A 24,765-nucleotide genomic window follows, 5' to 3' on the forward strand; every position below is an offset into this window, starting at 1 on the left:
GACCGCGGCGCTACTCCGCCGCCGTGGCCTCCACAGCAGCGCCCTTCGACGCGCGGATCATCTCGTCGCGCGGGACGACCTTGATCCGGGCGCGGCCGCGCTCGGCGCCGAGCGCCTGCTCGTGGGTGTCGAGGTTGTGCCAGCCGTCCAGGTTCGTGTACTCCACACCTCGCTCGCGCAGCAGGTTCTCCACAGATTCCTCGGAGGGGTCTGCGGGAGACCACCAGTTGCCCTGATCGTTGATCACATGCTTGATCGTCTCCATCGCATCCGACTTGGTGTGACCGATGAGGCCCACCGGGCCCCGCTTGATCCACCCCGTCGCATACACGCCGTACATGCGCTCGTTGTCGCGGTTGCGCAGCACCTGGCCCTCGTGGTTCGGGATCACGCCGTGCTTCTTGTCGAACGGGATCCCCGGCAGCGGCGAGCCGAAGTAGCCGACCGCGCGGTAGAGCGCCTGGATCTCCAGCTCCCGGATCTCGCCGGTGCCGCGCACGCCGCCGGCGCCGTCCGACTCGGTGCGCTCGTACCGGAACGCGCGCACGTTGCCGTCCTCGTCGCCGAGCACCTCCAGCGGCTTGGCGTAGAAGTGCAGGTGCAGGCGGCGGGAGGCGGTGCCCACCTCGCGCTGCCGCCACTGCTGCAGCACGCGGTCGATGACCATCACCTGCTTGTTGCTGGCGATGGCGTCCTTGGAGTGCTCGTCGTACTCGAAGTCCTCGTCGTACAGGATCATGTCGACGTCGCGCAGCTCGCCGAGCTCCCGCAGCTCCAGCGGGGTGAACTTGACCTGCGCGGGGCCGCGGCGCCCGAAGACGTGCACGTCGGTCACCGGCGAGTTCTTCAGGATCTCGTAGACGTTGTCCGGGATCTCGGTCGGCAGCAGGTCGTCGGCGTGCTTCGCCAGAATGCGGGAGACGTCGAGCGCCACGTTGCCGTTGCCGATCACGGCGACCGACTTCGCCTCCAGCGGCCAGGTGCGCGGCACGTCGGGGTGGCCGTCGAACCAGCTCACGAACTCGGCGGCGCCGTACGAGCCGCGGAGGTCGATGCCAGGGATGTCGAGGTCCGAGTCGCGCACCGCTCCGGTGGCGAAGATCACCGCGTTGTAGTGGTTCTTGAGGTCGTCGAGCGTGATGTCGACGCCGTAGGTGACATTGCCGAAGATGCGGATGTCGCCGCGGTCGAGCACCTCCCGCAGCGCGGTGATGATGCCCTTGATGCGCGGGTGGTCGGGGGCGACGCCGTACCGCACGAGCCCGTACGGGGCGGGGAGCGCCTCGAACAGGTCGATCGAGACGTCGAAGCCGCGCTCCGCCTTGAGCAGGATGTCAGCGGCGTAGATCCCGGCCGGGCCGGCGCCGACGATCGCCAGTCGCAGTTTGGTCATGCGTTGATTCCTTCGTGCTCAGCTCGAACGTTCGACGATCGTGTCGGCGAACCGCACGAGCGCCTTCTTCACGGGGCCGTCGGGCAGCGGCGCGAGCGCCTCCACGGCCTCACGGGCCCAGCGGTGGGCCTCCTGCAGGGTCTCCGCGGTGACGGGGTGCTCCCGGAGGGCGGCGATGGCCGCGGTGGCCTCCGGGGTGATCTCGCCCTCCTCGGCCGTGCCGATGACGTCGCGCTCGAGCCGCTCCAGCAGCGCACGCGCCTCGGGGTCGGCCCCGGCGCTCTCCCGCAGCTTCAGCACGGGGAGCGTGGCGACGCCGGCGCGGAGGTCGTTGCCCGGGGTCTTGCCCGTCTCGGCGACGCCGACCGAGGAGAGGTCGATGACGTCGTCGATGAGCTGGAACGCCACGCCGATCTTCTCGCCGAACGTCACGACGGGCTGCTCGTAGGCGGTGTCGGCGTTCGAGAACGCGACGCCCATCTGGGCGGCCACGGCGATGAGGGAGCCGGTCTTGTCCTCGAGCACGCGGATGTAGTGGGCGATCGGGTCCTCGCCGTCCTGCGGCCCGATCGTCTCGTGGAGCTGGCCCAGGCAGAGTCGCTCGAAGGTGTCGGCCTGGAGTTGGATGGCGCGCTCGCCCAGGGCCGAGACCAGCTTGCTGGCCCGCGCGAACAGGAGGTCGCCGGTGAGGACCGCGACGGAGTTGCCCCACACGAACTGGGCGGTGGGGACACCGCGGCGCATCTGCGAGTCGTCCATCACGTCGTCGTGGTAGAGCGACGCGAGGTGGGTGATCTCGACCGCCTGCGCGGCCTGCAGCACCCGCGCGGTGTTGCCGTCGCCGAGCTGCGCGGTGAGGAGGGTGAGCATGGGACGGACGCGCTTGCCGCCGGCCTCCAGGAGGTAGCGGGTGGTGACGTCGGCGAGGTTGTCGGCGAACCGCATCTCGCGGTGCAGCGCCTCCTCGACCTGCGCGAGACCGTCGTCGACGGCGTTCGCGACCTGGCGATCCTCGCCGCGGACGAAGATCCGCTCGGTGAGGCCGAGCTGGCTGCTGAGCGACGCGGGTCGCCGCACGGCCGGAACGCTGCGTGGCACTTACTCCCCCTCGGATGGGACGGCGGTCGTGGAATCTTCGGAGCCGACGCGGCGGTCGGATCGAGCCTGCGCGGCGGCGCGCTCGGCCGGGGCGGACTTCGCGGCCTTCGTCGGGGCAGGCCTCTCAGCCTTGGTCGCAGCAGGCTTCGCTGGCTTGGTCGCGGCAGGCTTCGCTGGCTTGGTCGCGGGAGGTGTGGCGGCAGCGGGCTTCTTCGCGGCAGGCTTCTGCGCCTTGCTGGCGGCAGGCTTCTCGGCAGCGGGCTTCTCGGCAGCGGGCTTCTCGGCAGCGGGCTTCTCGGCGGGCTTCTCCGAGGCGTTCTCCGCCGTGGTCGCGGCAGGCGTCGCGGCAGTGGGCTTCTTCGCGGCGGGCTTCGCCGCCACCTCGGGCTTCGCCACCTCCACCGGCTTCGCCACCTCCGCCGGCTTCCACCCGCGGTGGAGCGCCACGATGCCCGCGGTCAGGTTGCGCCAGGCCACCCGCTCGAAGCCGGCCTCCCGCAGCCACGCTGCCAGCGCCGGCTGGTTCGGCCACGCCTCGATGGACTCCATGAGGTACTCGTACGCCGCCGGGTTGGAGCTCGCCACCCGCGCCAGCACGGGCATCCCGTAGCGCAGGTACGCGCCGTAGCCCGCACGGATCGCGGCCAGCGGCGGCTGGGAGAACTCGCACACCACGACCCGGCCGCCGGGCTTGGTCACCCGGTAGAACTCGGCGAGCGCCGCGCGGGGGTCGACGATGTTGCGCAGGCCGAACGAGATCGTGACCGCGTCGAACGTGTCGTCGTCGAACGGGAGCTTCGTGGCGTCCGCCTGCACGAACGTGACGAACGGGTTGCCGGCCTGCCTGCGCCGCCCGACCTCGATCATGCCTTCCGAGAAGTCGGCCGCGACCACGCTGGCCCCGTTGCGCGCCAGGGACGCGCTGGACGTCCCGGTGCCGGCCGCGACGTCGAGGATCGTCTCGCCGGCGCGCGGCCCGACGGCTCGGGTCGTCGCCAGCCGCCAGAGCGTCGCGTTGCCCATCGAGAGGACGGTGTTGGTCCGGTCGTAATGGGTCGACACCTCATCGAACATGGCGGCGACCTGGGAGGGCTGCTTGCTGAGGTCGGCCTTACTCACCCCCCCAGCTTAGGCTGCGCCGACATGCCGTGCATTTCGCGGCCCCGTCCTGCGCATCCGGCACCGGGCCAACGCCCAGCCGCCGCGCATCCGGCGCCCAGCGGCCCGGGCGTAGGCTGGTCCGGTGACCGCACCCTCGACCACCCGCCGGGCTACGGGCGTGACCGCCCTGTCGGTCGAGACCACCCCCCTCGACGACGTCCGGCATCTCGTTCCCTTCCTCGACTCCCGACGGCCCCTCCTGTGGATCCGCAAAGGCGAGGGGATCGCCGGTATCGGCGAGGTGCTGCGACTGGAGTTCCGCGGGCCGGACCGGATCCGTCAGGCGTCGGCGGCATGGCGGGAGACCGTGCGGGCAGCGACGGTGACGGACTCCGTGCGCACGCCGGGCACCGGACTGGTCGCGTTCGGGACCTTCGCGTTCGACGACGAGAGCGCGGCGACAAGCGTCCTGATCGTGCCGCAGATCGTTCTGGGGCGCCGCGGCGGCCGGAGCTGGATCACCCGGATCACGCCCGTGGAGGACTCCCCCGCGGCCGCGAACGCCGCCGACCAGCGAGCGCAGGCCGGAACGGCGCGCAGCGGGCTCCCGCGGCCGACCGCGTTCGGGGACGAGTACCGGCTCAGCCTCCTCCCGCACGGCCTGGACGAGGGCGGCTACGAGTCCGCCGTCGCGACGGCGGTGGAGCGGATCCGCGAGCACGACCTCTCCAAGGTGGTCCTGGCCCGGGAGCTGTCCGCGCACCTGCCGCTGGAGTCCGACGTGCGGCGTGCGCTGCTGGAGCTGGCCCTCGGCTACCCCGATTGCTGGACCTTCGCCGTCGACGGGCTGGTGGGGTCCTCCCCCGAGACGCTCGTACGGGTCCACCACGGCACGGTGACGGCCCGCGTGCTGGCCGGGACGATGTCCCGCGGCCGCGACGCCGACAGCGACCGCGCGTCGGCGCTGGCCCTCGCCGGCTCGGCGAAGGACCAGGGCGAGCACCGCTTCGCGGTGTCCAGCGTGCTCGACGCGCTCCGCCCGCACAGCGCGGACCTCGCCGCGAGCGACGAGCCGTTCACCCTCAAGCTGCCGAACCTCTGGCACCTCGCCACCGACATCGCGGGCACGCTCAGCGACGGGTCGAGCTCGCTCGACCTCGCGGACGCCCTGCACCCGACGGCCGCCGTGGCCGGGACGCCGACGCCGGAGGCGCTCGCGCTGATCCGCGAGCTGGAGCCGTTCGACCGCGGTCGCTACGCCGGCCCGGTGGGCTGGGTCGGCGGCGACGGCGACGGCGAGTGGGCGATCGCCCTGCGCTGCGCACAGCTCGACGAGACCGGCGATCTCACCGCCTACGCGGGCGCGGGCATCGTGGCCGACTCCGACCCCGCCCGGGAGTATGCGGAGACGACCATGAAGTTCCGGCCGATCGTCGAAGCCTTCGGCTGACCGGCCCCTAGCTCGCTGCCAGCCGCGCCTTCTCGACCTGCACGTCGTAGTCCGGCGCCGGCCACTCCAGCTCCAGCTCCTCCAGGGCGTGGATGAGCAGGTGCTGCACCGCGAGCCGCGCGTACCACTTGCGGTCGGCGGGCACGACGTTCCAGGGCGCGTACGCCGTCGACGTCCGGTCGAACACCACCTGGTACGCGTCCTGGTAGCTGTCCCAGAGCAGCCGCTCGTCCACGTCGCCTGTGGTGTACTTCCACTGCTTGTCGACGCGCTTCAGCCGGTCGGCCAGGCGCTTCTTCTGCTCGCTCTTGCCCAGGTGCAGCATCACCTTGACGATCGTCGTCCCCGACTCCGCCAACTCCAGCTCGAACTTGTTGATCGCGTCGTAGCGACGCTCGATCTCCTCCTCGGACGCCAGCTTCCGGACCCGGCCGATGAGGACGTCCTCGTAGTGCGAGCGGTCGAAGACACCGACCTCGCCCGCCGCCGGCACGTGGTTCCAGATCCGCCAGAGGAAGTCGTGGGCGAGTTCGAGCGGCGTCGGCTTCTTGAAGCCCGCGTAGCGCACGCCGCCGAGGTTCATCTGCCCGACGACGTGGGTCACGATGCCGCCCTTGCCTGCCGTGTCCATCGCCTGCAGGACGAGCAGCACACTGCGCGGGTCACCGAGCGTGCCCGCCGCGAACAATCGCTCCTGGAGGTCGGCGAGGATCGCGGCGCCCTCGGCGAGCGCAGCCTGGCCGTCCTTCTTGCGCCCATCGAACCCCGGCGTCCCCGCGGTGTCCTGGTCGCCGAGCAGGAAGCCCTCGCCGACCCGCAGCAGCGGGTCGGGATCCTCGGCCCAAAACGTCTCGCGTCCCATGTCGCCTCCTCGCCCGCCGGTCGCGCCCTCTGGTCGCGACTCCACGGTGGACCGTACCGCCGATGGTACGACCCGATCACACCCTCCGATCACACCCCGGCCGCGTCGAGCACGGGCTCGAAGGCGTCCGGCCGGTGCACGACCACCCGCGTCCTCACACCGTCCGGGAACAGCCGGGACACGTCCCGCGGCCGGGCGCGATCGTCCACGATGACGTCGATGGTCTCCCGCCAGCGCCCGTCCGGCAGGCGCTGCAGGGTGGCCTCCCAGGTCAGTCCCGGCGTCTCGCGGGCCTGCAGCCGCAGGTGGATGCCGACCGCGCGCCGCCGGCCGAGCAGCGAGAGCAGGCCGCGGTAGATCGCCGCGCGCCTGGTCGGGGCGAGCCACGGCTCGAGCGCGCGCACCAGCACGTCGGCGCTCCACAGGATCGTCGTGGCGAGGCCGCCGCGCGACTGGTACACGTCCACGGCGTAGACGCCCGCGAGCCGGCGCAGCGACTGGCGCAGGGCGCCGCGCGTGATGCCCTCATCCACGGTGCTGTGCAGGTACAGCGGGACGGCGGGCTGCGCCGTCAGGCTGCCCGCCCGGAGCGCCGCACGGTCGTGGACGCGCTGCCCCGGGCCGAAGAACGGCCGCAACTCGGCCAGGAGCGCCGCCACCGCGTCGTCCGGCGGGTCCGTCTCGATCGCGCCGGCGGTGTCGGCGTACGCGATGGCCTGGTGCAGGGCGCCGAGGCGGAAGCCCGGGGCGAGCGCGGGCCCGGCTTTGACGGTGACCAGCACCCGCGAGCCGTCGAGGTCCAGGCGCACCGGGTTCTCCCGGCCGTCGATGCGCGGCACGAGGTCGAGCACATGCTCGATCGCCAGGGTGCGGATGCCGGCCGGGACGGGCAGCCGCCCGAGCGGGGTGCCGGCGGCGACCAGGTGCGTGACCGCGAACCCGGCGGCGTGCGCGCGCACCGCGACCTGCGCCGCGACCATCCCGCCGAGGCTGAACCCCGCCAGCACGACGGGCTCGTCCGGTCGGATGCCGGCCTCCCGCATCGCCTCCAGCGCCGCCCGCGTGATGGTCGCCTCGTGCTCGCCGCCGATGACGAGATCGGCGGTCAGGTCGTTGGGGGCGAGGCCGGGCCGCGGGCCCCAGGACTTCGTGCTCGGGAACTGCACGATCCAGTGCCGGACGCCCTCGTGCTCGCGTTCCACCAGCCGGATGACGGCCGTGTCGATGCGCTCGTCCAGGTCGGGGTCGCAGAGGTCGTCGATCTCTCGCTGGCTGAGCAGAAGGTCGCGGAGGGTGTGCACGGAGCGGCGGCGCATCGCCCCGGCGGCGAGCCCGGGCTGACCGAGCGGGTCCGGGGACGGCCCGAGCTCCAGGCCGAGCAGCCCGGCCGGCACATCGGGGAGCCCGGGCGTCGGGGTGTAGTCGTCTCCGCGTCCCGGGTCCCCCCACCAGGCGAGGAAGTCGTGCAGGAGCGGGAACCGGCGCTCCAGGAGGTCGTCGTAGCCGAGCAGCACGGCGTCGTGCCCGTCGCGCAGCAGCCCGCGCCTGCGTCCCAGGGCGACCGTCTTGCGCAGCAGCGCCGGCAGGGTGAAGACGGCGACGTAGGGGCGGGCGCGCCAGCGCGGCAGCACGATCCCGACCAGCCCGATCAGGAGGGCGACCGGCCCGAGCACCCAGCCGGCGACCCGGGCGAGGCCCCCGGTCAGCCGCGGCGCTCCCGTGAGGTAGAGCGCGCTCAGGGCCGTGCGCCGGGCACGGCGGCGGCGCGGCGCCGGCACGGGGAACGGGTACCGCGTGCGCGACACGCGCTGGACGGCGAACCAGCTCCACTCGGCGGCGAGCGCCAGCAGGCCGGCGACGGCTCCGACGACGACCGCGAGGGCGCCGAGCGCGAGCAGCACCAGTCCGGCTGCGAGCGCGACGGGGACGCCGACGATCAGGCCGGCGACGAGGGCGGCCCAGCCGCCGGGCGTCCTGCCCCGCCAGACGCGAGGTGGGAGCTGGCTGAGCATGCGGTCAGCCTAACCGCGACCGCCGTCGCCACGGCCGAGCACTGCCGTCTAGCCACACGCGCCGCGGCACCGCTACCGTGTGCACACCGAGCGGGAGGAGCCCATCGTGAGCGGTTTCTGGAACGTCATCTGGCTGGTCTTCTGGGCGTTCGCCTTCGTCGCGTATCTGATGGCCCTGTTCACGATCCTGGTCGACCTGTTCCGCGACGAGTCGCTGAACGGCTGGTGGAAGGCCGTGTGGGTGATCTTCCTCATCTTCGTGCCCTTCCTCACCGCGCTCGTCTACCTGATCGCGCGCGGCCGTGGAATGGCGGAGCGCAACGCGCGGGACCGCCGGACTGTCCCGGAGGACACCGACTACTACACGCACCCCACACCGTCCGCGACCCCTGCCGCCGACATCGAGCAGGCCAAGGCGCTCCTGGACAAGGGTGTGATCAGTCAGAACGAGTTCGACGCGCTCAAGGCGAAGGCGCTCGGAAACCGTTTCTGAGCGCCATTCGGAGGGTTTTGAGCGGGCGGCAGGCTATCCTGCGATACGACACGCGTAACTTCATAACGCAATGGCCTTGCATCCGACGCGGGTGGATGTAATATTCATGTATGCCTGTACCCATCGCAGAGGCCGTCAGTCCCCGACGGCTCATCCGGGACGAAGTATTCGTTCGTCTACTCGACGCAATCGTCGACGGGGACCTCACGCCAGGAGAACAGCTCTACGACGCTGAGATCGAGAAGTGGGTCGGGGTCTCCCGAACCCCCGTCCGCGAAGCCCTCAACCAGCTCGCGGCCATGGGGCTCGTGGAGATCATGCCCCAGAAGCGCACCCGCGTGACCCCGATCGACCCGGAGCGCCTCCGTGCGCTCATCGACACCGTCGGCAGCCTCCTCGTCGGCATCGTGCGCGACACGACGCCGCTCCTCACCGAGGACGACAAGGACGCGCTCCGTGCCTTCACGGAGCGCTTCGGCGACGGCGACGGCATGGCGGAGCTCGTCAAGGAGCGCGTGCTCACCGACGGCTTCGTCAACGTCTTCCTCCGCCGCCTAGACAATCGCACGCTCGCGAAGCTCTTCACGCGCCACCTCCCCGAGGTGCGCCGGGCGCTGATCGCGGCGCCGTCCTCGAAGGCGTTCACGAAGGGCGCTCCGCACCTGAAGTCCGCCGTCGACGCGGCCATCGCCGGCAACGGCGCCAAGGCCGCCAAGGGCGTGGCCGACTTCTGGAACAAGGGGCTCGTCACCGTCGTCGACGAGTTCGGAACGAAGGCCGCACTCACTGGGAAGGAGGGGCGCTGATGCCGCTCCCCGTCAAAGACTCCGCACCCGTCGAGCGCCAGCTCCTGCGCGACGTCGTCTACAACCGCCTGTACGAGGGCATCCTCGACGGCACGCTCGAGCCGGGCGAGACCCTGCTCGACGAGAAGCTCACCGCCTGGCTCGGCGTCTCCCGCACGCCGATCCGCGAGGCGCTGATGAAGCTCGCCGACATCGGCCTGGTCGAGATGGCGCCGAACCGCTACACGCGCGTCGCCCCCATCGACCTCCGCGCCATCGACGAGGCGATCTACACGACCGGTCTCCTGCACGAGTACGCGGCCCGGACGTCGGTCCCGAACCTCGACAGCGCGGCGCTCGGGCGTCAGGACAAGGCGCTCAAGGAGATCCGCAAGGCCGCCAAGTCGAGCAACCTCCCGGCCCTCGGCCGCGCGGTGAACGACTTCTTCCTGGAGTTCGAGCGCAACAGCGGAAACGACGTGCTGCTCGCGATCAGCGAGGGGCTCAGCCCGCAGGTGCTGCGCTACATCGCGGTGTGGAAGCGCCCGTTCGACACCGACGAGCTGCCCGCGCTCGTCGGCGCGATCTACGACGCCGCCAAGGCCCACGACGGCGAGAAGGCCGGCGACCTCGTCCGCGCGCTGTACGCGCCGACGCTCGCGCAGTTCCTCTCGGAGTACCGCCGCAGCGACGAGGACATCGAAGAGAGCCCCGTGGTCTAGTCACGACCCGTACGTTCGTGCCCGGCGCCTGCCTCAGGCGCCGGGCACGCGTGCGTTACGGCTCAGTACTCCGCGTCGACCGCCGCGCGGCCGGAGACCACGGACCGGATGTAGGACGCGACCTTCTCGTGCTCGGGGTGCACGACGTAGCGCTGCAGGGCGGCCTCGTCCGCGAAGTCGCTCACGAGCACGACGTCGAACTCGTTCACAGGCAGGGAGTTGATCCCCACCTCGAAGCGCAGGATCTCCGGGACGACCGCGGGGAGCGACTCCAGCCCCGCCTTGATGCGGGCGGCCTGATCGGCGCGCTCCGCCTCATCGGTCGACGCGAGCTTCCACATGACGACGTGACGCAGGGTCAACGGGCCTCCTCCAGCAGGGCGGTGCGCAGGCGCGCCTGGTCGACGCGCCAATAGGTGTGCTGCCGGCCGTCCACGAGCACGACCGGGATGTCCTCCACGTAGCGCTCGTGCAGCCCGGCGTCCTCCAGGATGCTGAGCTCCTCCACGCGCACCTCGGGGGCGCCAGAAGGGAGGCCGTCGATCACGGAGCGGATCGCCTCCCGCGCGTCGTCGCACAGGTGACAGCCCGGCTTGCCGATGAGCGTGACGGTGACGGTGGACACGGGATCCAGCCTAACCCGCGGCCCGGCCGCGCGCGGACAGCAGAAAGCGCCGGACCTCACGGACCGGCGCTCGAGCAGCAGACGCTGAGGTCTACTTCTTGTTGCGACGCTGGTGGCGCGTCTTGCGAAGAAGCTTGCGGTGCTTCTTCTTCGCCATACGCTTGCGACGCTTCTTGATAACGGAACCCACGTAGACCTCACAAAGTTAACGGTTTGCCGCGGTGAACGCGGCGACACAAGCAGCCAGTCTACCCGACTTCATGCCGAGTCTGCGACGCCGCCCTCCAGGTGGGGCCTCACGACCTCCAACGCCTGCGCCACAGCGGACTCCGGAACACGGAACGACCGGCCGAAACGGATCGCCGGGAGCTCACCCGAGTGGACGAGCCGGTAGACGGTCATCCGGGAGACGCGCATCATGTCGGCCACCTCGGCGACCGTCAGGAAACGCACCTCGCGCAGAGCGTTCGAGCTCCCATCGTGAACCATGCGGTGTCCCTTTCTGCCCGTCATCGTACTCGGGTCGTGCCGACGGGGAACTAGCGAACTCTCGTCGCCGCGAGGCCGGGCTTCAATGCCGGGTCAGTCCCTGCGCCACTTCTTCGGCGTGACCCGCTCGACCCGGCGACGGGTGTCTGCGAGCACCTTGCCGACCGTGCTGGCGAACTCGCGCGTCTCGTCGGCGAGCTGCGCCGAATAGTCGGACAGGTCGACATCGGACGCGGTGAACGGGATGACCCAGTCCTCCACGGCCTCCAGCGGGGTCGGGTCGAGCCGGTAGTAGCGATGCTGGCCCTCCTCGCGGACCGACACCAGCGACGCCTCGCGCAGCACCTTGAGATGCTTGGAGACGGTGGGCTGGCTGAGCTCCAGGGTGGCCACGATCTCCGACACCGAGATCTCCCCGACGGGACGCGCGTCATCCGAGTTGCGGTCGAGCAGCACTTTGAGGATGTCGCGCCGCGTCGGGTCGGCGATCACGTCGAAGATGTCGGCCATTCCCCCAGGCTAGTCGTACGACTCCCCCAGTACCACGTCCACCCCCGTCGCCATCCATTCCGGACTTATGCACGGGCTCGCGCGGCGTGTTGCGTGCAAAACTCCGGAACGGATTGAGGGGCTGTGGAGAACTCGGGGAGGCAGGGTGAGGGAGGGCAGAGTCGTGGGATGGAAACGGTGCATTGGCTGGTCGATGAGACGGGCTTCACGATAGAGCAGGGGCGGGCGATCGGGATGACGCGGCGGCAGCTCGACGGCGCCGGGATGCAGCGGCCGTTCCGGGGTATCCGGACGATCGGCGTCGGGTACGACGACCACCGGGACCGCTGTCGCGCCTATTCGGCTCTCGAGCGTGGCCGGCACGCGTTCAGTCACGCGTCGGCGGCGATGATCCACGGCTTTCCTCTGCCGCACCGGGCGGTGCCGAACGAGGTCCACGTCTCCGTCTTCGCCCCCATGAAACCTCCGCAAATGGAGGGGGTCATCGGCCATGAGCTGAAGGCGACGGGGCACAAGGTGGTCGTCGTGGACGGGCTTCGCGTGATCGCTGCGGAGGACGCGTGGGCCCAGATGTCATCCGTACTGTCCGTCGACGACCTCATCGTGATCGGCGACTGGCTCATCACCGGCGACGAGCCCTATTCGCGCGTTCCGTCCGCCTGGACGCGCTCAGACCTGGATCGAGCGGTGCGCCATCACGCGAGACGACCTGGGATACGACGCCTGCGGCTGGCGTTCGAAGCGGTCCGCTACGGCCCGCTCTCACCGCAGGAGACGCGCTTGAGACTTCTTCTCGTGGACGCTGGGCTACCCGAACCCGAACTCAACTATCGAGTGCACCGCGACGGACGCCTGATCGCAATGGTCGACCTGGCCTATCCCGCCAGGCGGATCGCCATCGAGTACCTCGGCGACCTTCACCGCACCGATCAGAAGGCGTTCCGCGACGACGTCGCGCGCCGCGAAAGACTTACCGAGTGCGGTTGGGACGTCATCTTCCTCACCGCCGACGACCTCAGGCCCCCTGTCCCCCGAGCGCTGCTCGCCGTCCGCCGGGCCCTCCATCGATCCGTTCCGGAGTAATGCACGCGCCGCATCGGCGTGTTGCGTACAGAACTCCGGGATGGATGGCGGCGGCGGGTCAGTGGGCGGCGAGTTCGCGGGCTCGGGCGAGGGCGGCGTCGGTGGCGCGGGTGAAGAGGGCCGGGAGGTCGGCGTCGGCGAGCACCGCGATGGCGCGCTCGGTGGTGCCGTTGGGGCTGGTGACGCGGCGGCGGAGCTCGGCGGGGTCCTCGCCGGAGGAGACCAGGAGCTCGGACGCGCCGAGGAACGTTCCGTTGACGAGTGTGCGCGCCTGCTCAGGGGTGAAGCCCTTCTCGATGGCCGCCGCGGTCAGCGCCTCGACCAGCAGGAACACGTAGGCCGGGCCAGAGCCGGAGATGGTACTGAGCGCGTCGAGCTGCGACTCGGGCACCTCCACGACCTCCCCGACGGTCTCGAACAGCGCGCGGACGAGCGCCAGGTCGTCGGGCTCGGTGCGGGTGCCGGGGCTGATCCCGGTGACGGCCTTGCGGACGACCGCGGGGGTGTTCGGCATCGAGCGGACCACGACCACCGACGAGGGCAGCAGCGACTCGAAGGTCGCGATGGTGACGCCGGCCGCCACGCTCACGACGACGGCGCCGGGCGTCAGGGAGTCGGCGATCTCGCGCAGGAGGTCGGGCACCATCCCGGGCTTCACGGCGACGATGACGAGCTCGGCGCCGTCCACAGCGAGCCGGTTCGCGTCCCCGTCGTGCTCGGTCGCGTACGCGGTCACGCCGGGGATGCCGGCGAGCTCGAACGCCCGCGCCTTGGATCGGTTGGTCACCCGGATGCCGCCGGACACGGTCACTCCCGGCGCGGTCAGCCCAGAGAGGATGGCGCGCCCCATCGAGCCCGCCCCGAGCATCGCGATGGTGGGCAGCGTGACGTTCTGCGTGTCGCTCATGGGCCCATCCTAGGATGAGGTCATGAGCGCAGAAGGCGGCACAAGGGCGATCGTCGCGGCCTTCGCCGCCAACCTGGGGATCGCCCTGACGAAGTTCATCGCGTGGGCGTTCTCGGGCTCCTCCTCGATGCTCGCTGAGGGCGTGCACTCGGTCGCGGACTCGGGCAATCAGCTTCTGCTGCTGCTCGGCGGACGCCAGGCCAGGAAGAAGGCCGACAAGGAGCACCCGTTCGGCTACGGACGCGAGCGGTACGTGTACGCGTTCGTCGTCTCGATCATCCTGTTCTCGGTCGGCGGCGTGTTCTCACTGTACGAGGGCGTGGAGAAGCTGACCCATCCGCACCCGCTGGAGAACTGGTGGCTGCCGCTGCTGGTGCTCTTCATCGCGATCGGGTTGGAGTCGTTCTCGCTGCGGACCGCGGTGCACGAGTCGAACCCGCTCCGCAAGGGGATGTCGTGGCCGCAGTTCATCCGGCGCGCGAAGGCGCCGGAGCTGCCGGTCGTGCTGCTGGAGGACGTCGCCGCGCTCACCGGCCTGGTCTTCGCCCTCATCGGCGTAGGGCTCACGATCATCACCGGCAACGGCGTCTGGGACGGCGTCGGCACCGTGCTGATCGGCTTGCTGCTGGTCGCGGTCGCGATTGTGCTCGGCATCGAGACCAAGAGCCTCCTGGTCGGCGAGGGCGCTTCGGACGCGGATGTCGCCGCGATCGAGCGGGCCATCCTGGCCGGCGACGAGGTCGAGCGCATCATCCACATGCGCACGCTCTACCTGGGGCCGGACGAGCTGCTCGTCGGCGCCAAGCTCGCCGTCGCCGGTCAGCAGACCATGCTGGAGGTCTCGGCCACGATCGACGCGATCGAACGCCGTATCCGCGCCGCCGTCCCCGTCGCCCGGGTCATCTACATCGAGCCCGACGTCTGGGTCGACCCGAACGAGCAGCACCCCGCCACCGACACCATCATCGTCAAAGGACTCGAGTGACCCGCACCGCGCTGATCCTGCAGCACGACCCGTCCATCCACCTCGGCAACATCGGCCCGGTCCTCGTGGAGCACGGCTACGACCTGCGCATCGTCGACGTGACCACGGAGGACGTCTCTGCCCTCGACCCGCACGAGGCCGACCTCGTCGTCGTGCTCGGCGGCGAGATGGGCGCCTACCAGACCGAGGAGTTCCCGTTCCTGGCCGCCGAGCGGGACCTCCTGCGCAGCCGCCTCGAGGCCGAGCGTCCGACGCTCGGCGTGTGCCTGGGCGCGCAGCTCATGGCCGGCGCCCTCGGCGAGCGCGTCTACCGGGGCGACACCATGCAGATCGGTTTCCGGCGCGTCGAGCCGACCGAGGAGGGCGCGAACTCGCCGATCCGGCACTTCGACGGCGTGCCCGTGGTGGAGTGGCACGGCGACACGTTCGAGCTGCCGGAGCGGGCGACCCGGCTGGCGTCCTCCAGCGACTACTCCAACGAGGCGTTCGCGATCGGCGACTTCGCGCTGGCGGTGCAGTTCCACCCCGAGGTGACGGACGAGATGCACGAACACTGGGTCGCCGACGGCTACAACGAGCTGGACGAGCACGCCATCGACCCGGAGGCCATGCGCGAGGACCGCACGCTGTACTCCGCGCAGATGCAGCGGGCCTCCCACGCCGCCTTCTCCGAGTGGCTGCAGGCGCTCCCCCGCTGAGCGGTCAGCGCTTCGCGCGGAAGAAGTCGAGCAACAGGTCTGCGCACTCCTCGGCGAGGACGCCGGGATAGACGGCGACTTGGTGATTGAGCCGCCGGTCGCGGAGGACGTCGTACACCGACCCCGCCGCGCCGGCCTTCTCGTCCCACGCCCCGAACACGACGGTCGGCACCCGCGCCGCCAGCACCGCGCCGGCGCACATCACGCACGGCTCCAGCGTCACGACCAGGGTGCAGCCCTCCAGGTGCCAGTCGCTGCGCGTCGCAGCGGCCGCCCGCAGCGCCAGGACCTCGGCGTGCGCGGTCGGGTCCCGGTGCAGCTCGCGCTCGTTGCGTCCCGTGCCGATGACCGTGCCGTTCGCGTCCAGCACGAGCGCCGCGACCGGCACGTCTCCGGTGTCGAACGCGAGCCGGGCGTCCGCGACGGCGCGGCGCATCCACCGCTCGTAGTCGGCGGGCACGGGAAGGGTCACAGCGGCTCCTGGGTCGACCCCCGGCGGGGGCGCGTTCGGCTAGCCTTGAGCCTATGCGAGTGCACGTAGCGAACCACCCCCTGATCACCCACAAGCTCTCCGTGCTCCGCAACAAGGAGACCCCGTCGCCCGTGTTCCGGGCGCTCACGGAGGAGCTCGTCACCCTGCTGGCCTACGAGGCCACCCGCGCCGTGCGTGTGGAGCCGGTGGAGATCCAGACGCCGGTGACCACCACGATGGGCGTCACCCTCAGCCAGCCGCGGCCGCTGGTCGTGCCGATCCTGCGTGCCGGACTCGGGATGCTGGAGGGCATGGTCAAGCTGATGCCGACCGCCGAGGTCGGCTTCCTGGGCATGGTGCGCAACGAGGAGACCCTCGAGCCGACCACGTACGCCGAGCGCCTGCCGATGGACCTCTCCGACCGCCAGTGCTTCGTGCTCGACCCGATGCTCGCCACCGGAGGCTCGCTGGGCGCCGCGATCGAGTTCCTGTTCACCCGCAACGCGGTGGATGTCACCGCGATCTGCCTGCTCGCCGCGCCCGAGGGTCTGGCGGCCCTGGAGAAGGCGACGGAGGGCCGCGACGTCACCATCGTGCTCGGCGCGCTGGACGAGCGGCTGAACGAGAACGGATACATTGTGCCCGGTCTCGGCGACGCTGGGGACCGTTTGTACGGCACTGTGTAGGGTGTCGAGCACCCCTGCAACATTCCGTAACGATTTGACACGACGTGTCACGGGGCGGTTTACTTCTCAACATGACTGACAACTCGCGCACCCTGACCTCCTTCGAGGCCCCTGGGGATGCCGGCATGATGATGCCCGGCCGCGACTCGGTCATGTGTTGCCGAATGTGTCGCTAATCTGACGACCCTTTCGCCGAGCGGTCGCCCTCCGACGCAGACGAGCGTCGGCTCCGGGCACAGCTCCCCGGGCGCGCCACACGAACGCACCCGTGCATCAGTCCCTTTCTGAACAGGGACACCTCGTCACACCGGAAAACCCGCCATCCGGCGCACCTCCGCAGCCGCTCCGACCGGAGCTCACCGCAGGAGAACAGCCGCACCCGGGTCCGGACGCATCATCATCACCGAAGGGCTCTCCCTCCCATGTCTCTTGCAACCGTCGACACCCTCCGCCCCGCCGCCCCCATCGTCGCCGCCACGCCGGCGCCCCGCCTCCGCGCCGTCCCCGAGGGGACCGAGGCCCGCGGCTTCGTCCTCTACGTCGGCATCGACGAGCTGAAGGCCGCCGCCGCCGGCACCGACCTCGGCCGCATCGTCGAGGCGCTCAAGCAACTCACCGCCGAGCTGGCCCCGGCCTCCGAGACCTACGCCGCCGTCGCCCTGGCCCCGGCCGGCGCCGGCGGACGCGACGTGGACGTCGTGCGCCTCGCCCTCCAGGACCCGGCCGCCATCGCGAAGCACCGCCACGCACCGGCGGTCGATGAGGACGAGGACCGCGCCGCCTCCGGTGTCGTGGTCGACATCTCGCGCAAGCGCCTCATCCTCGACAACCAGACGGTCTCCCTCACCTACAAGGAGTTCGAGCTGCTGCAGTACCTGGTGCTGCGCGAAGGCCGCACCATCGAGCGCGCCGAGCTCATCTCGTCGCTCTGGTCGAACGCCGACGAGGACGAGATCCCGAACGAGCGCACCATCGATGTCCACGTCCGCCGCCTGCGCGCCAAGCTGGGCCGTTACGAGGACATCGTGCGCACCGTGCGCGGCGTCGGCTACCGCTTCGACCGCCACGCGGACGTCTCCATCCGCCACGCCAGCGCCCCCTCCCCCGACCTCTTCTGAGCCGCTGGGCAGCTGTCTGTTCCTCAGTTTCTCCCGCGACACGCCGAGCGGAGGCGGGAGAAACTGAGGAAGCGATGGCTGGGCGTCAGGCGGAGCGCTGGTAGCTGCGGAAGGCGCTGGTGGCGAGGGCGGCCATGAGGACGGCCAGCGCGGCCAAGAGGCCGGCGTGGCCCCAGAGGGACGCCCAGTCGGGGGTCGCGCTCAGGGCCTCGCGGCCGACGATCACGGCCCACTCGAACGGGTTGTAGGCGGCGACGTTCCGCACCCACTCCGGCGACAGCGTCGTGTTCATGATCGCCGAGCTGAGGAACATCAGCGGCAGCGTGATGAGCTGCGAGATGCCGATCAGCGCGGTCTGATCCCGGGCGAGCAGCGCCACAGCATTCGAGAACGAGCAGAACACCGCAGTGAGCAGCACCACCCCGAGCAGCAGGAGCAGCATCCCGCCCGGTCCGCCGTCGAAGCGCGCGCCCGCCCAGAAGGCGATCCCGACCACGATCAGCGACTGCACGACGGCGAGGATCGACTGGTAGACCAGCGTGGCCACGATCATCGCGCCGCGGTTGGTCGGCGAGGTGAGGAACCGGTCCATCACGCCGCGGTCCATGTCCTGGATGTACACGGTGCCCGACCACGCGCTCCCGAACAGCGCGAGCATCATCACGACGCCCGGCGTCAGGTACTCCAGGTAGCTCTGGCCGACGCCGAAGCCGGGGATCTCGATGACGGACTTGAAGAGCTGCCCGAAGAGCAGAAGCCAGATCACCGGCTGCACCAGGTTCATCACCAGGAAGGCAGGCATCCGCATCGCCCAGCGAAGCTGCCGCCCTGTGAGCAGCAGCGTGTGGGTGAGGAAGGTCGGGCCCGGGCGGCGCGTAGCACGCGGCGGGACGGTCGCGATGGCGGTCATGATGCGGTCTCCAGAACATGCTCGGCGGACTCCTGCGCCCGCGTGAAAGTGCGGCCGGTGTGCCGCAGGTAGACGTCGTCCAGGCTCGGCCGGGCGACCGTGGCGGAGGCGACGGCGACGGCCGCGGCCTCCAGGGCGGCGAGCGCGGCGGGGAGAGTCGCCGCGCCGTTGTCCGCGCGGGCCCGGAGCGTCCGGCCGTCCCCGCCGACCTCGCGCAGGGCCTCCACGCGCTCGAGCGCCGTGAGGGCGGCGAACGGGTCGGCGTCGGGAGCCAGCTCCACGATCACGGCGTCGCCGCGGAGGCCGTTCTTCAGCTCCTCCGGCGTCCCGCCCGTGACGATGCGGCCGTGGTCGACGATCGCGAGCCGGTCGGCGAGGCGGTCGGCTTCGTCCAGGTAGTGCGTCGTCAGCAGCACGGTGAGTTTCTCTGCGCCGGTCATCCGCTCCAGCTCCGCCCACAGCTCGGCGCGGGCCTCCGGATCGAGGCCCGTGGTCGGCTCGTCCAGGAAGAGCACCTCGGGGCGGTGCATGAGCCCGATGGCGACATCCAGCTTGCGCGCCATGCCGCCGGAGTAGGCCTTCACCTGACGTTTGGCGTGGTCGGTGAGCCCGAACCGGTCGAGGAGCTCCCGGGCGCGGGCCTTGGCGTCCCGGCCGGTCATCCCCTGGAGGCGCCCGGCGAGGACGAGGTTCTCGGCTCCGGTGTCGTTGGGGTCGGAGACCGGCTTCTGGGCCACGAAGCCGATCGCCCGCCGCACCCGGCCGGGGTTGCGGCTCACGTCGATGCCAGCGACGAAGGCGGCGCCGGCGTCGGCGCGCGTCAGCGTGGACAGGATCTTCATGGTGGTGGACTTACCGGCGCCGTTGGGGCCGAGGAGTCCGAAGACGGTGCCGGCGGCGACCTCGAAGCCGAGGTCGTCGACGGCGCGGACGGCGGGCTTGCCCCGGCCTCCGCTGTAGGACTTGACGAGGTGCTCGGCGGCGATCGCCGAGCCGGTGTGTGGTGCCACGGGTGGCTTCCTTTCATCTCGGGCAGCCACCGGCGCGGGCATATCATGGAGAAAGCCCTCGGTGACTGTTGACGCAGGTTCCGCAAGGAACGAATCGAAGGTGTGGATGGCCGGAGAGTTGCCGCTCTCCGGCCATCGTTCTTGCTGTGCGGCGCTCAGGTTCCCGCCGGGCTCGGCGCTTCCGCCGGGCCGAACAGGTCGGCCACCTCCTGTCCGAAGTCTCCTGCGGCGATCCGGTCGCGGATCTCCGCCATGTCGTGGCCCTGGCCGAACAGCTCCCAGAGCCGCTCCCACCAGTCGACGCCGCCGAGGGACCGGTCGCGGATGCGCGCGGCGAGGTCGGCGACGAAGGCGCGCTCCGCCTCCATGATCGCGACGCGGTAGCGCGACTCGATCATGAACAGCTCGGGCAGCGGGAGGGCGAGCGCGCGTTCGTACAAGCCGGCCCGCTCGACCAGTTCGGCGTCCAGCAGGTCGCGCCGGCGCTCCAGCAGCTCGGCGGCGACCTCGGGGGCGAGCATGGGCAGCAGCGACAGCCCGGTCTCGATGGCGGGGTACTCCTTGACCGGGACGGCGATGAGCTCCCGCATCCAGTCGTCGGCCTCCGCGCGGCCGGTCTCCGTGATCTCGTAGACGACGCGCTCCGGCCGGTTGCCCTCGCGCTCGGTCTGCGCCACCCGGATGAAACCGTGCTTCTCGAGGGACTTGATGACGGCGTAGAGGGAGCCGAAGTTGAGGCGGATGCTGTCCTCTTTGCCGCGCTCCCGCATCGTGGTCGTCATCTCGTACGGGTACATCGGCTTCTCCCAGAGGCAGGCCAGGACGGCCAGCGCCAGGGGGTTGGACACCGCTCGCTTGACCATCGCTCACCTCCGAATACTCTGATTAGAGTATTCGGCTTCGGATACGCAAAAGTCAAGCCTCCCGGCCGAAGACCGGGAGGCTTGATGTTGTTGCGACTAGGCGCTCAGGCGCGGGTAGTCCGTGTAGCCCTCTGCGCCGGGCCCGTAGAAGGTCGCCGCGTTGGGCTCGTTCTCCGGGTGCTCGCCCTTCCAGCGCTCGACCAGGTCGGGGTTCGCGATGACGAGACGCCCCACGGCCACCGCGTCTGCGTGCGCGTCCTCGACCAGCGTGATCGCCTCGTCGCGCGTCGTGACCGAAGCGAATCCGCTGTTCACGATGAACGGGCCGCCGAAGCGCTGACGCAGGTCCTGGACGAGCGGGCCCGTGGGGTCGCTGTGCAGCACGCTCACATAGGCGAGGCCGAGCGGCGCGAGGCCGTCGACCACGGCCTGGTAGGTCGCGGTCGCGTCGGCCAGGTCGGTCTCGAAGACGTCCTGGATGTTGTGCATCGGCGACAGCCGGATGCCCACCCGCCCGGAGCCCACGGCCTCGGCGATCGCCGTGGTCACCTCGACGACGAAACGCGCCCGCGCCTCCGGGGAGCCGCCGTACTGGTCGTCACGGACGTTGGAGACAGGCGAGAGGAACTGGTGCAACAGGTACCCGTTGGCACCGTGCACCTCCACCCCGTCGAGGCCGGCCGCGATGGCGTTCTTCGCCGCCGTGACGAACTCGTCGCGCACCGTCGCGAGCTCGTCGGCGGTGAGCGCGTGCGGCACCGGGTAGGCGACCTTGCCGGTGGTGGTGCGCGTCTCGCCGTCGATCGCGACGGCGCTCGGGGCGACGATCCGGTCCGTCCCGGTGATCAGCGGGTGCGAGACGCGACCGCTGTGCATGAGCTGCATCACGATGCGGCCGCCCTCGGCGTGCACGGCGTCGGCGACGGCGCGCCAGCCGGCGATCTGCTCCTCCGTGACGATGCCCGGCTGGCCGGGGTACGCACGCGACTCGTGGCTCGGGTAGGTGCCCTCGGAGATGATCAGGCCGACGCTCGCCCGCTGCGCGTAGTGTTCCACCACCAGCGGCCCCGGGATGCCGGCCTCGCCCGAACGCGTGCGGGTGAGCGGCGCCATCACGACGCGGTTGGGAAGGTGCAGGTCGCCGAGTGAGACGGGGGAGAACAGATCCATCGAGGGGATGCCTTTCGGTAGCTGGGAGGGATGCGTCCGGTCGGGGACGCAGACCACTGTGCCGCCAGGGGCGGCCCTTGAGGCGAACAGCGTTCGCGTCCGCCCTATTCCGAGTCGACCCTCGCCCCACCGTTTTCAGACCGATTTGTCCACCCTCAGCGGGGGGATAACCGGTCCATAGCCAATTCGCAGCAAAAATAACGACTTGATAACTAGCACCCGTTACCTCTTCGTTATATAGTTCAAGAGCAATGGTTGTTTGCTGTGGCAGCCATCGCGGAATGTGATTGCAGGACACTCTTGGTGCAAGGGAGAGGGCCGGCCGCTAGCCTCTGCGGCCGGCCCTCAATCTTTTTAACGCGCCCCTGAAATCGCTGCCCTCCCCCGGATGCCGTGCTGGCACGGATGAGCGCTGTCGGCGCATGATGAGAAGATGCGAACGCATCGACTACTCGAGCGCGAAGGGGTGGCGTCATGAGCACGGGCACGACTGCGGCCGGTCCGGTCAAGCGATCCAGGGCGACCGCGGTCTCGGCGTGGGAATCGCTGTTCCGCGCGCAGGTCGCCGTGATGCGGACGCTTGCCGCAGAGTTCCCGACCAGGGACATCTCCTTCAACGAGTACGACGTCCTCTTCAACCTCTCCCGCCAGCCCGATCGCTCGCTGCGGCTCCGCGACCTCAACAAGCACGTCCTCCTCACCCAGCCGAGCGTGAGCCGGCTCGTCGACCGGCTGGTCGACCGCGGGCTCGTCGTCAAAGGCCCGGAGCCGTCCGACGCGCGCGGGACGATCATCACGATGACCGACACCGGGTTCGAGATGTTCCGTCGCGTCGCTCTCGACCACATGCGCTCGATCGCCGAGCGTGTCGGCACCCGGCTCGACACGGAGGAGCTGGAGCTGCTCGCCACTCTCTGCGACAAGCTGCGCGGCGAGGACTGACGGCAACTCCTCCACATTCCCGTTCCTGAATAAGTTCTCCACAACGCGGGCGTACCCTCGGGGACCCGACATCGGGCACGCGTATCATTGCGCGCATGACGGCTGACGGACGCAGAAGATGGAAGTGGGCGCCCGCGCTGCTCGGATTCGTGGCACTGAGCGCTGTCGCCGGACTCCTCGCCGCCGCCGCCGTCACACCCGCCGTCGCCCTCACCGGGACGGCCGCTGACTCGACCATCAGCGTCTTCGACGGCCTCCCGGAGTACATGAAGGTGGAGCCGCTGGCACAGGCGTCCACCATGTACGCGACCGCCGGCGGCAAGCCGGTGCCGATCGCCTCGTTCTACTCGCAGAACCGCGTCGAGGTCGGCTGGGACGCCATCTCCCAGAACCTCAAAGACGCGGCCATCGCGACCGAGGACCCGCGCTTCTACGAACACGGCGGCGTCGACGTCACCGGCACCCTCCGCGGTGCGGTGCTGACCGCGCTGCACAAGTCGGTGCAGGGCGGCTCGTCCATCACGCAGCAGTACGTCAAGAACATCCTGGTGCAGCGCTGCGAGAACAAGCAGCCCGACCCGACCGCGACGGACGCCGTCCAGAAGAAGCAGTACAAGGCCTACCAGGCGTGCTACAACGACGCGACCGCGGTCGACCCGGTGCGCAAGCTCAAGGAGATGCGCTACGCGATCGGGCTCGAGAAGGAGTACTCGAAGAACAACATCCTGCAGAGCTACCTCAACATCGCTCTGTTCGGAGGCCGGGTCTACGGTGTCCAGTCGGCGGCCGAGTACTACTTCGGGGTCTCGGCTGCGGCCATCTCGCTCCCCCAGGCCGCGACCCTCATCGCCATCCTGAACAACCCGGACAACCTGCGCATCGATCAGCCGGCCAACAAGGACAACGGCGCGGCGAACGGCTACGCGCAGACCCTCGCCCGGCGCAACTACGTGCTCGACCGCATGCTGGTGAACGGCAAGATCACCAAAGCGGAGCACGACGCCGCGAAGGCGACCAAGGTGGAGCCTAAGATCAGCCAGATGTCGAACGGCTGCATGACGGCGCAGCAGTTCAACGCGGCGTTCTTCTGCGACTACGTCGAGCGCACCATCGAGCAGGACCCGATCTTCGGCAAGACCGCCGACGAGCGGTCCAGCTTCCTGACGCGCGGCGGCCTCAAGATCTACACGACGCTCAACCTCGACCTCCAATCGCAGGCGCAGCAGGCGGTGTCGTCGTACATCCCGCCGACCAGCCCCGCACTCGACCTCGGGTCGTCCAACGTCGCCGTTGAGGTCGGCACCGGGCGGATCGTCACGATGGTGCAGAACAGGCCGTACGACAACACGGCCGCGCCCGCCGCCGGCACCACGGCGGTCAACTACAACACCGACTACGACTACGGGGGCTCGGAGGGCTTCCAGACCGGTTCGTCGTACAAGGCGTTCGACCTGCTCGAATGGCTGAAGGAGGGCCACACCCTCAACGAGGTGGTGAACGGGACGCAGCACGTCTTCCCGCAGACCGCGTTCCACGAGAGCGACCCCTGCAACGACATCGGCGGTTCACCGTGGAACGTCGCGAACGACGAGGGCGAGACGGTGACGTCGACGTCGGTGATGAACGCGACGGCAGCGTCCATCAACTCGATCTTCGCCATGATGGCCACCAAGATCGACCTCTGCGGCATCAAGGAAGGCGCCCAGGCCCTCGGGGTGCACGGCGCCGACGAGGCGACCAACCCGTTCCGCGCGAACCCGTCGTCCGTGCTCGGCACGAACTATATCGCCCCGCTCACGATGGCGACGGCGTACGCCGGGATCGCCAACCACGGCCAGGCCTGCACCCCGATCGCCATCGACAAGATCGTCACCAACGACGGCGTCCCGCACGCCGTGCCCAAGACCCAGTGCTCGACGACACCCATCGACCCGGGCGTCGCGGCCGCCGCGATCTACGCCCTGCAGGGCGTGCTGCGCGGGGGCGGCACTGCGGCCTCCGCGAACCCGAACGACGGGGTCCCGATCTTCGGCAAGACCGGAACGACGGACAACTCGGTGGAGAACTGGCTGGTGACCTCCACGACGAAGGTCGCGCAGGCCACCTGGGTGGGCAACATCTCGGGCGGCGTCGCCCTCCGCAGCCAGACCTTCCAGGGCGTCGGCGGCGGCAACGTCAAGTTCTCGATCGTCAAGCGCATCCAGACCGCGCTCGACGCCGCGTACGGCGGCACGGCCTTCCCCGCTCCGCTCCCGAAGTTCCTCGGCGTCTCCGCACCGCCGAAAGCGGCCACGCCGGCGAAGCCCGGAGCCCCGGCCGCGCCTCCGGCCCCGGCCCCGGCCCCGGGACCGCCCGCGGGCAAGGGCAAGGGCCACGGCTGA

The 24,765-nt window shown here is 70.2% G+C and carries 27 protein-coding genes; 11 read left to right on the forward strand and 16 right to left on the reverse strand.

Annotated elements, in window-relative coordinates; all coding sequences use genetic code 11:
- Positions 1-10: 10 nt before the first annotated feature.
- Genes ABIA36_RS05680 through ABIA36_RS05690 form a run of 3 tightly spaced genes read right to left on the reverse strand, consistent with a single transcriptional unit; the run spans position 11 to position 3,610 of the window.
- Entirely contained in the window at positions 11-1,393 is a 1,383-nt protein-coding gene (locus tag ABIA36_RS05680) for an FAD-dependent oxidoreductase (protein WP_369961302.1), read from the reverse strand.
- Positions 1,394-1,411: 18 nt separating this feature from the next.
- Entirely contained in the window at positions 1,412-2,470 is a 1,059-nt protein-coding gene (locus tag ABIA36_RS05685) for a polyprenyl synthetase family protein (RefSeq protein WP_369962083.1), read from the reverse strand.
- Between the two features lie 21 nt (positions 2,471-2,491).
- Positions 2,492-3,610: a demethylmenaquinone methyltransferase gene (locus tag ABIA36_RS05690; protein WP_369961303.1), complete on the reverse strand. Its 1,119-nt coding sequence runs from the start codon at positions 3,608-3,610 to the stop codon at positions 2,492-2,494.
- 124 nt (positions 3,611-3,734) lie between these two features.
- On the opposite strand from ABIA36_RS05690, the gene ABIA36_RS05695 reads away from it, so the two are divergent.
- On the forward strand, positions 3,735-5,042 hold the full coding sequence (locus ABIA36_RS05695) for an isochorismate synthase MenF (protein ID WP_369961304.1): 1,308 nt from the start codon (positions 3,735-3,737) through the stop codon (positions 5,040-5,042).
- Positions 5,043-5,049: 7 nt separating this feature from the next.
- On the opposite strand, the gene ABIA36_RS05700 is transcribed toward ABIA36_RS05695, so the two are convergent.
- Positions 5,050-5,904 carry a PPK2 family polyphosphate kinase gene (locus tag ABIA36_RS05700; protein ID WP_369961305.1) on the reverse strand — a complete coding sequence of 285 codons (855 nt, stop codon included), beginning with the start codon at positions 5,902-5,904 and terminating at the stop codon, positions 5,050-5,052.
- 89 nt (positions 5,905-5,993) lie between these two features.
- Positions 5,994-7,916: a thioesterase domain-containing protein gene (locus ABIA36_RS05705; protein WP_369961306.1), complete on the reverse strand. Its 1,923-nt coding sequence runs from the start codon at positions 7,914-7,916 to the stop codon at positions 5,994-5,996.
- 106 nt (positions 7,917-8,022) lie between these two features.
- Between ABIA36_RS05705 and ABIA36_RS05710 the strand changes: the two genes are divergently transcribed.
- The 3 genes from ABIA36_RS05710 to ABIA36_RS05720 all read left to right on the forward strand — a co-directional run bounded on the left by ABIA36_RS05710 (position 8,023) and on the right by ABIA36_RS05720 (position 9,916).
- Positions 8,023-8,409 (forward strand): SHOCT domain-containing protein, encoded by a 387-nt coding sequence (locus ABIA36_RS05710; RefSeq protein WP_369961307.1) that lies wholly within the window; start codon positions 8,023-8,025, stop codon positions 8,407-8,409.
- Between the two features lie 110 nt (positions 8,410-8,519).
- Positions 8,520-9,215, forward strand: coding sequence for a GntR family transcriptional regulator (locus ABIA36_RS05715; protein ID WP_369961308.1), 696 nt, complete (start codon positions 8,520-8,522; stop codon positions 9,213-9,215).
- Positions 9,215-9,916: a GntR family transcriptional regulator gene (locus ABIA36_RS05720; RefSeq protein WP_369961309.1), complete on the forward strand. Its 702-nt coding sequence runs from the start codon at positions 9,215-9,217 to the stop codon at positions 9,914-9,916. Before ABIA36_RS05715 ends, ABIA36_RS05720 begins: the two co-directional genes overlap by 1 nt.
- Before the next feature lie 62 nt (positions 9,917-9,978).
- On the opposite strand, the gene ABIA36_RS05725 is transcribed toward ABIA36_RS05720, so the two are convergent.
- The 5 genes from ABIA36_RS05725 to ABIA36_RS05745 form a co-directional block, all read right to left on the reverse strand.
- Positions 9,979-10,278 (reverse strand): Dabb family protein, encoded by a 300-nt coding sequence (locus ABIA36_RS05725; RefSeq protein WP_369961310.1) that lies wholly within the window; start codon positions 10,276-10,278, stop codon positions 9,979-9,981.
- Positions 10,275-10,541 (reverse strand): glutaredoxin family protein, encoded by a 267-nt coding sequence (locus ABIA36_RS05730; protein WP_369961311.1) that lies wholly within the window; start codon positions 10,539-10,541, stop codon positions 10,275-10,277. Before ABIA36_RS05730 ends, ABIA36_RS05725 begins: the two co-directional genes overlap by 4 nt.
- Before the next feature lie 91 nt (positions 10,542-10,632).
- Positions 10,633-10,731, reverse strand: coding sequence for a 30S ribosomal protein bS22 (locus tag ABIA36_RS05735; protein ID WP_003792170.1), 99 nt, complete (start codon positions 10,729-10,731; stop codon positions 10,633-10,635).
- A 68-nt stretch (positions 10,732-10,799) separates the two neighbouring features.
- Positions 10,800-11,030, reverse strand: a complete 231-nt coding sequence (locus tag ABIA36_RS05740; protein WP_369961312.1) for a helix-turn-helix domain-containing protein — start codon at positions 11,028-11,030, stop codon at positions 10,800-10,802.
- Between the two features lie 93 nt (positions 11,031-11,123).
- The gene (locus tag ABIA36_RS05745; protein WP_369961313.1) at positions 11,124-11,540 is read right to left on the reverse strand and encodes an ArsR/SmtB family transcription factor; all 417 of its coding nucleotides are present in this window, start codon (positions 11,538-11,540) and stop codon (positions 11,124-11,126) included.
- 168 nt (positions 11,541-11,708) lie between these two features.
- Here ABIA36_RS05745 and ABIA36_RS05750 point away from each other — a divergent pair, with 168 nt between their 5' ends.
- Positions 11,709-12,623 (forward strand): hypothetical protein, encoded by a 915-nt coding sequence (locus tag ABIA36_RS05750; protein ID WP_369961314.1) that lies wholly within the window; start codon positions 11,709-11,711, stop codon positions 12,621-12,623.
- Between the two features lie 58 nt (positions 12,624-12,681).
- On the opposite strand, the gene proC is transcribed toward ABIA36_RS05750, so the two are convergent.
- Positions 12,682-13,530 (reverse strand): pyrroline-5-carboxylate reductase, encoded by an 849-nt coding sequence (gene proC / locus ABIA36_RS05755; protein ID WP_369961315.1) that lies wholly within the window; start codon positions 13,528-13,530, stop codon positions 12,682-12,684.
- Between the two features lie 22 nt (positions 13,531-13,552).
- Here proC and ABIA36_RS05760 point away from each other — a divergent pair, with 22 nt between their 5' ends.
- Together ABIA36_RS05760 and ABIA36_RS05765 are read left to right on the forward strand one after the other, a co-directional pair.
- Positions 13,553-14,515 carry a cation diffusion facilitator family transporter gene (locus tag ABIA36_RS05760; protein ID WP_369961316.1) on the forward strand — a complete coding sequence of 321 codons (963 nt, stop codon included), beginning with the start codon at positions 13,553-13,555 and terminating at the stop codon, positions 14,513-14,515.
- Positions 14,512-15,213 carry a glutamine amidotransferase gene (locus tag ABIA36_RS05765; RefSeq protein ID WP_369961317.1) on the forward strand — a complete coding sequence of 234 codons (702 nt, stop codon included), beginning with the start codon at positions 14,512-14,514 and terminating at the stop codon, positions 15,211-15,213. The genes ABIA36_RS05760 and ABIA36_RS05765 overlap by 4 nt, the downstream gene beginning before the upstream one ends.
- Positions 15,214-15,217: 4 nt before the next feature.
- Here the strand turns inward: ABIA36_RS05765 and tadA are convergent, their stop codons facing one another.
- On the reverse strand, positions 15,218-15,685 hold the full coding sequence (gene tadA / locus ABIA36_RS05770) for a tRNA adenosine(34) deaminase TadA (protein ID WP_369961318.1): 468 nt from the start codon (positions 15,683-15,685) through the stop codon (positions 15,218-15,220).
- A 53-nt stretch (positions 15,686-15,738) separates the two neighbouring features.
- Between tadA and upp the strand changes: the two genes are divergently transcribed.
- Positions 15,739-16,371, forward strand: coding sequence for a uracil phosphoribosyltransferase (upp, locus tag ABIA36_RS05775; protein ID WP_369961319.1), 633 nt, complete (start codon positions 15,739-15,741; stop codon positions 16,369-16,371).
- Between the two features lie 422 nt (positions 16,372-16,793).
- The gene (locus ABIA36_RS05780) at positions 16,794-17,489 is read left to right on the forward strand and encodes a winged helix-turn-helix domain-containing protein (protein ID WP_369961320.1); all 696 of its coding nucleotides are present in this window, start codon (positions 16,794-16,796) and stop codon (positions 17,487-17,489) included.
- Positions 17,490-17,574: 85 nt separating this feature from the next.
- Here ABIA36_RS05780 and ABIA36_RS05785 read toward each other — a convergent pair whose 3' ends face one another.
- From ABIA36_RS05785 to ABIA36_RS05800, 4 genes are all read right to left on the reverse strand, one after another.
- Positions 17,575-18,399 (reverse strand): ABC transporter permease, encoded by an 825-nt coding sequence (locus tag ABIA36_RS05785; protein WP_369961321.1) that lies wholly within the window; start codon positions 18,397-18,399, stop codon positions 17,575-17,577.
- The gene (locus tag ABIA36_RS05790; protein ID WP_369961322.1) at positions 18,396-19,409 is read right to left on the reverse strand and encodes an ABC transporter ATP-binding protein; all 1,014 of its coding nucleotides are present in this window, start codon (positions 19,407-19,409) and stop codon (positions 18,396-18,398) included. The genes ABIA36_RS05785 and ABIA36_RS05790 overlap by 4 nt, the downstream gene beginning before the upstream one ends.
- Before the next feature lie 155 nt (positions 19,410-19,564).
- A complete protein-coding gene (locus tag ABIA36_RS05795; RefSeq protein ID WP_369961323.1) occupies positions 19,565-20,272 on the reverse strand; it encodes a PadR family transcriptional regulator in 708 nt (235 codons plus the stop codon).
- Between the two features lie 96 nt (positions 20,273-20,368).
- Complete coding sequence (locus ABIA36_RS05800) at positions 20,369-21,442, reverse strand: alkene reductase (protein WP_369961324.1); 1,074 nt, start codon at positions 21,440-21,442, stop codon at positions 20,369-20,371.
- 474 nt (positions 21,443-21,916) lie between these two features.
- On the opposite strand from ABIA36_RS05800, the gene ABIA36_RS05805 reads away from it, so the two are divergent.
- Positions 21,917-22,384, forward strand: a complete 468-nt coding sequence (locus tag ABIA36_RS05805; RefSeq protein ID WP_369961325.1) for a MarR family winged helix-turn-helix transcriptional regulator — start codon at positions 21,917-21,919, stop codon at positions 22,382-22,384.
- 95 nt (positions 22,385-22,479) lie between these two features.
- A complete protein-coding gene (locus tag ABIA36_RS05810) occupies positions 22,480-24,765 on the forward strand; it encodes a transglycosylase domain-containing protein (RefSeq protein WP_369961326.1) in 2,286 nt (761 codons plus the stop codon).

The sequence above is a fragment of the Leifsonia sp. EB34 genome (genome assembly GCF_041260585.1).
GTDB lineage: Bacteria > Actinomycetota > Actinomycetes > Actinomycetales > Microbacteriaceae > Leifsonia.

Bases quoted from the DNA above. Each gene is read 5' to 3' on its own strand.
- ABIA36_RS05750 (WP_369961314.1), top strand. From the start codon at position 11,709: ATGGAAACGGTGCATTGGCTGGTCGATGAGACGGGCTTCACGATAGAG.
- upp (WP_369961319.1), top strand. From the start codon at position 15,739: ATGCGAGTGCACGTAGCGAACCACCCCCTGATCACCCACAAGCTCTCC.
- ABIA36_RS05795 (WP_369961323.1), bottom strand. From the start codon at position 20,272: ATGGTCAAGCGAGCGGTGTCCAACCCCCTGGCGCTGGCCGTCCTGGCC.
- ABIA36_RS05680 (WP_369961302.1), bottom strand. From the start codon at position 1,393: ATGACCAAACTGCGACTGGCGATCGTCGGCGCCGGCCCGGCCGGGATC.
- ABIA36_RS05760 (WP_369961316.1), top strand. From the start codon at position 13,553: ATGAGCGCAGAAGGCGGCACAAGGGCGATCGTCGCGGCCTTCGCCGCC.
- ABIA36_RS05785 (WP_369961321.1), bottom strand. From the start codon at position 18,399: ATGACCGCCATCGCGACCGTCCCGCCGCGTGCTACGCGCCGCCCGGGC.
- ABIA36_RS05715 (WP_369961308.1), top strand. From the start codon at position 8,520: ATGCCTGTACCCATCGCAGAGGCCGTCAGTCCCCGACGGCTCATCCGG.
- ABIA36_RS05720 (WP_369961309.1), top strand. From the start codon at position 9,215: ATGCCGCTCCCCGTCAAAGACTCCGCACCCGTCGAGCGCCAGCTCCTG.
- ABIA36_RS05705 (WP_369961306.1), bottom strand. From the start codon at position 7,916: ATGCTCAGCCAGCTCCCACCTCGCGTCTGGCGGGGCAGGACGCCCGGC.
- ABIA36_RS05745 (WP_369961313.1), bottom strand. From the start codon at position 11,540: ATGGCCGACATCTTCGACGTGATCGCCGACCCGACGCGGCGCGACATC.
- proC (WP_369961315.1), bottom strand. From the start codon at position 13,530: ATGAGCGACACGCAGAACGTCACGCTGCCCACCATCGCGATGCTCGGG.
- ABIA36_RS05800 (WP_369961324.1), bottom strand. From the start codon at position 21,442: ATGGATCTGTTCTCCCCCGTCTCACTCGGCGACCTGCACCTTCCCAAC.
- ABIA36_RS05810 (WP_369961326.1), top strand. From the start codon at position 22,480: ATGACGGCTGACGGACGCAGAAGATGGAAGTGGGCGCCCGCGCTGCTC.
- ABIA36_RS05780 (WP_369961320.1), top strand. From the start codon at position 16,794: ATGTCTCTTGCAACCGTCGACACCCTCCGCCCCGCCGCCCCCATCGTC.
- ABIA36_RS05805 (WP_369961325.1), top strand. From the start codon at position 21,917: ATGAGCACGGGCACGACTGCGGCCGGTCCGGTCAAGCGATCCAGGGCG.
- ABIA36_RS05740 (WP_369961312.1), bottom strand. From the start codon at position 11,030: ATGGTTCACGATGGGAGCTCGAACGCTCTGCGCGAGGTGCGTTTCCTG.
- ABIA36_RS05700 (WP_369961305.1), bottom strand. From the start codon at position 5,904: ATGGGACGCGAGACGTTTTGGGCCGAGGATCCCGACCCGCTGCTGCGG.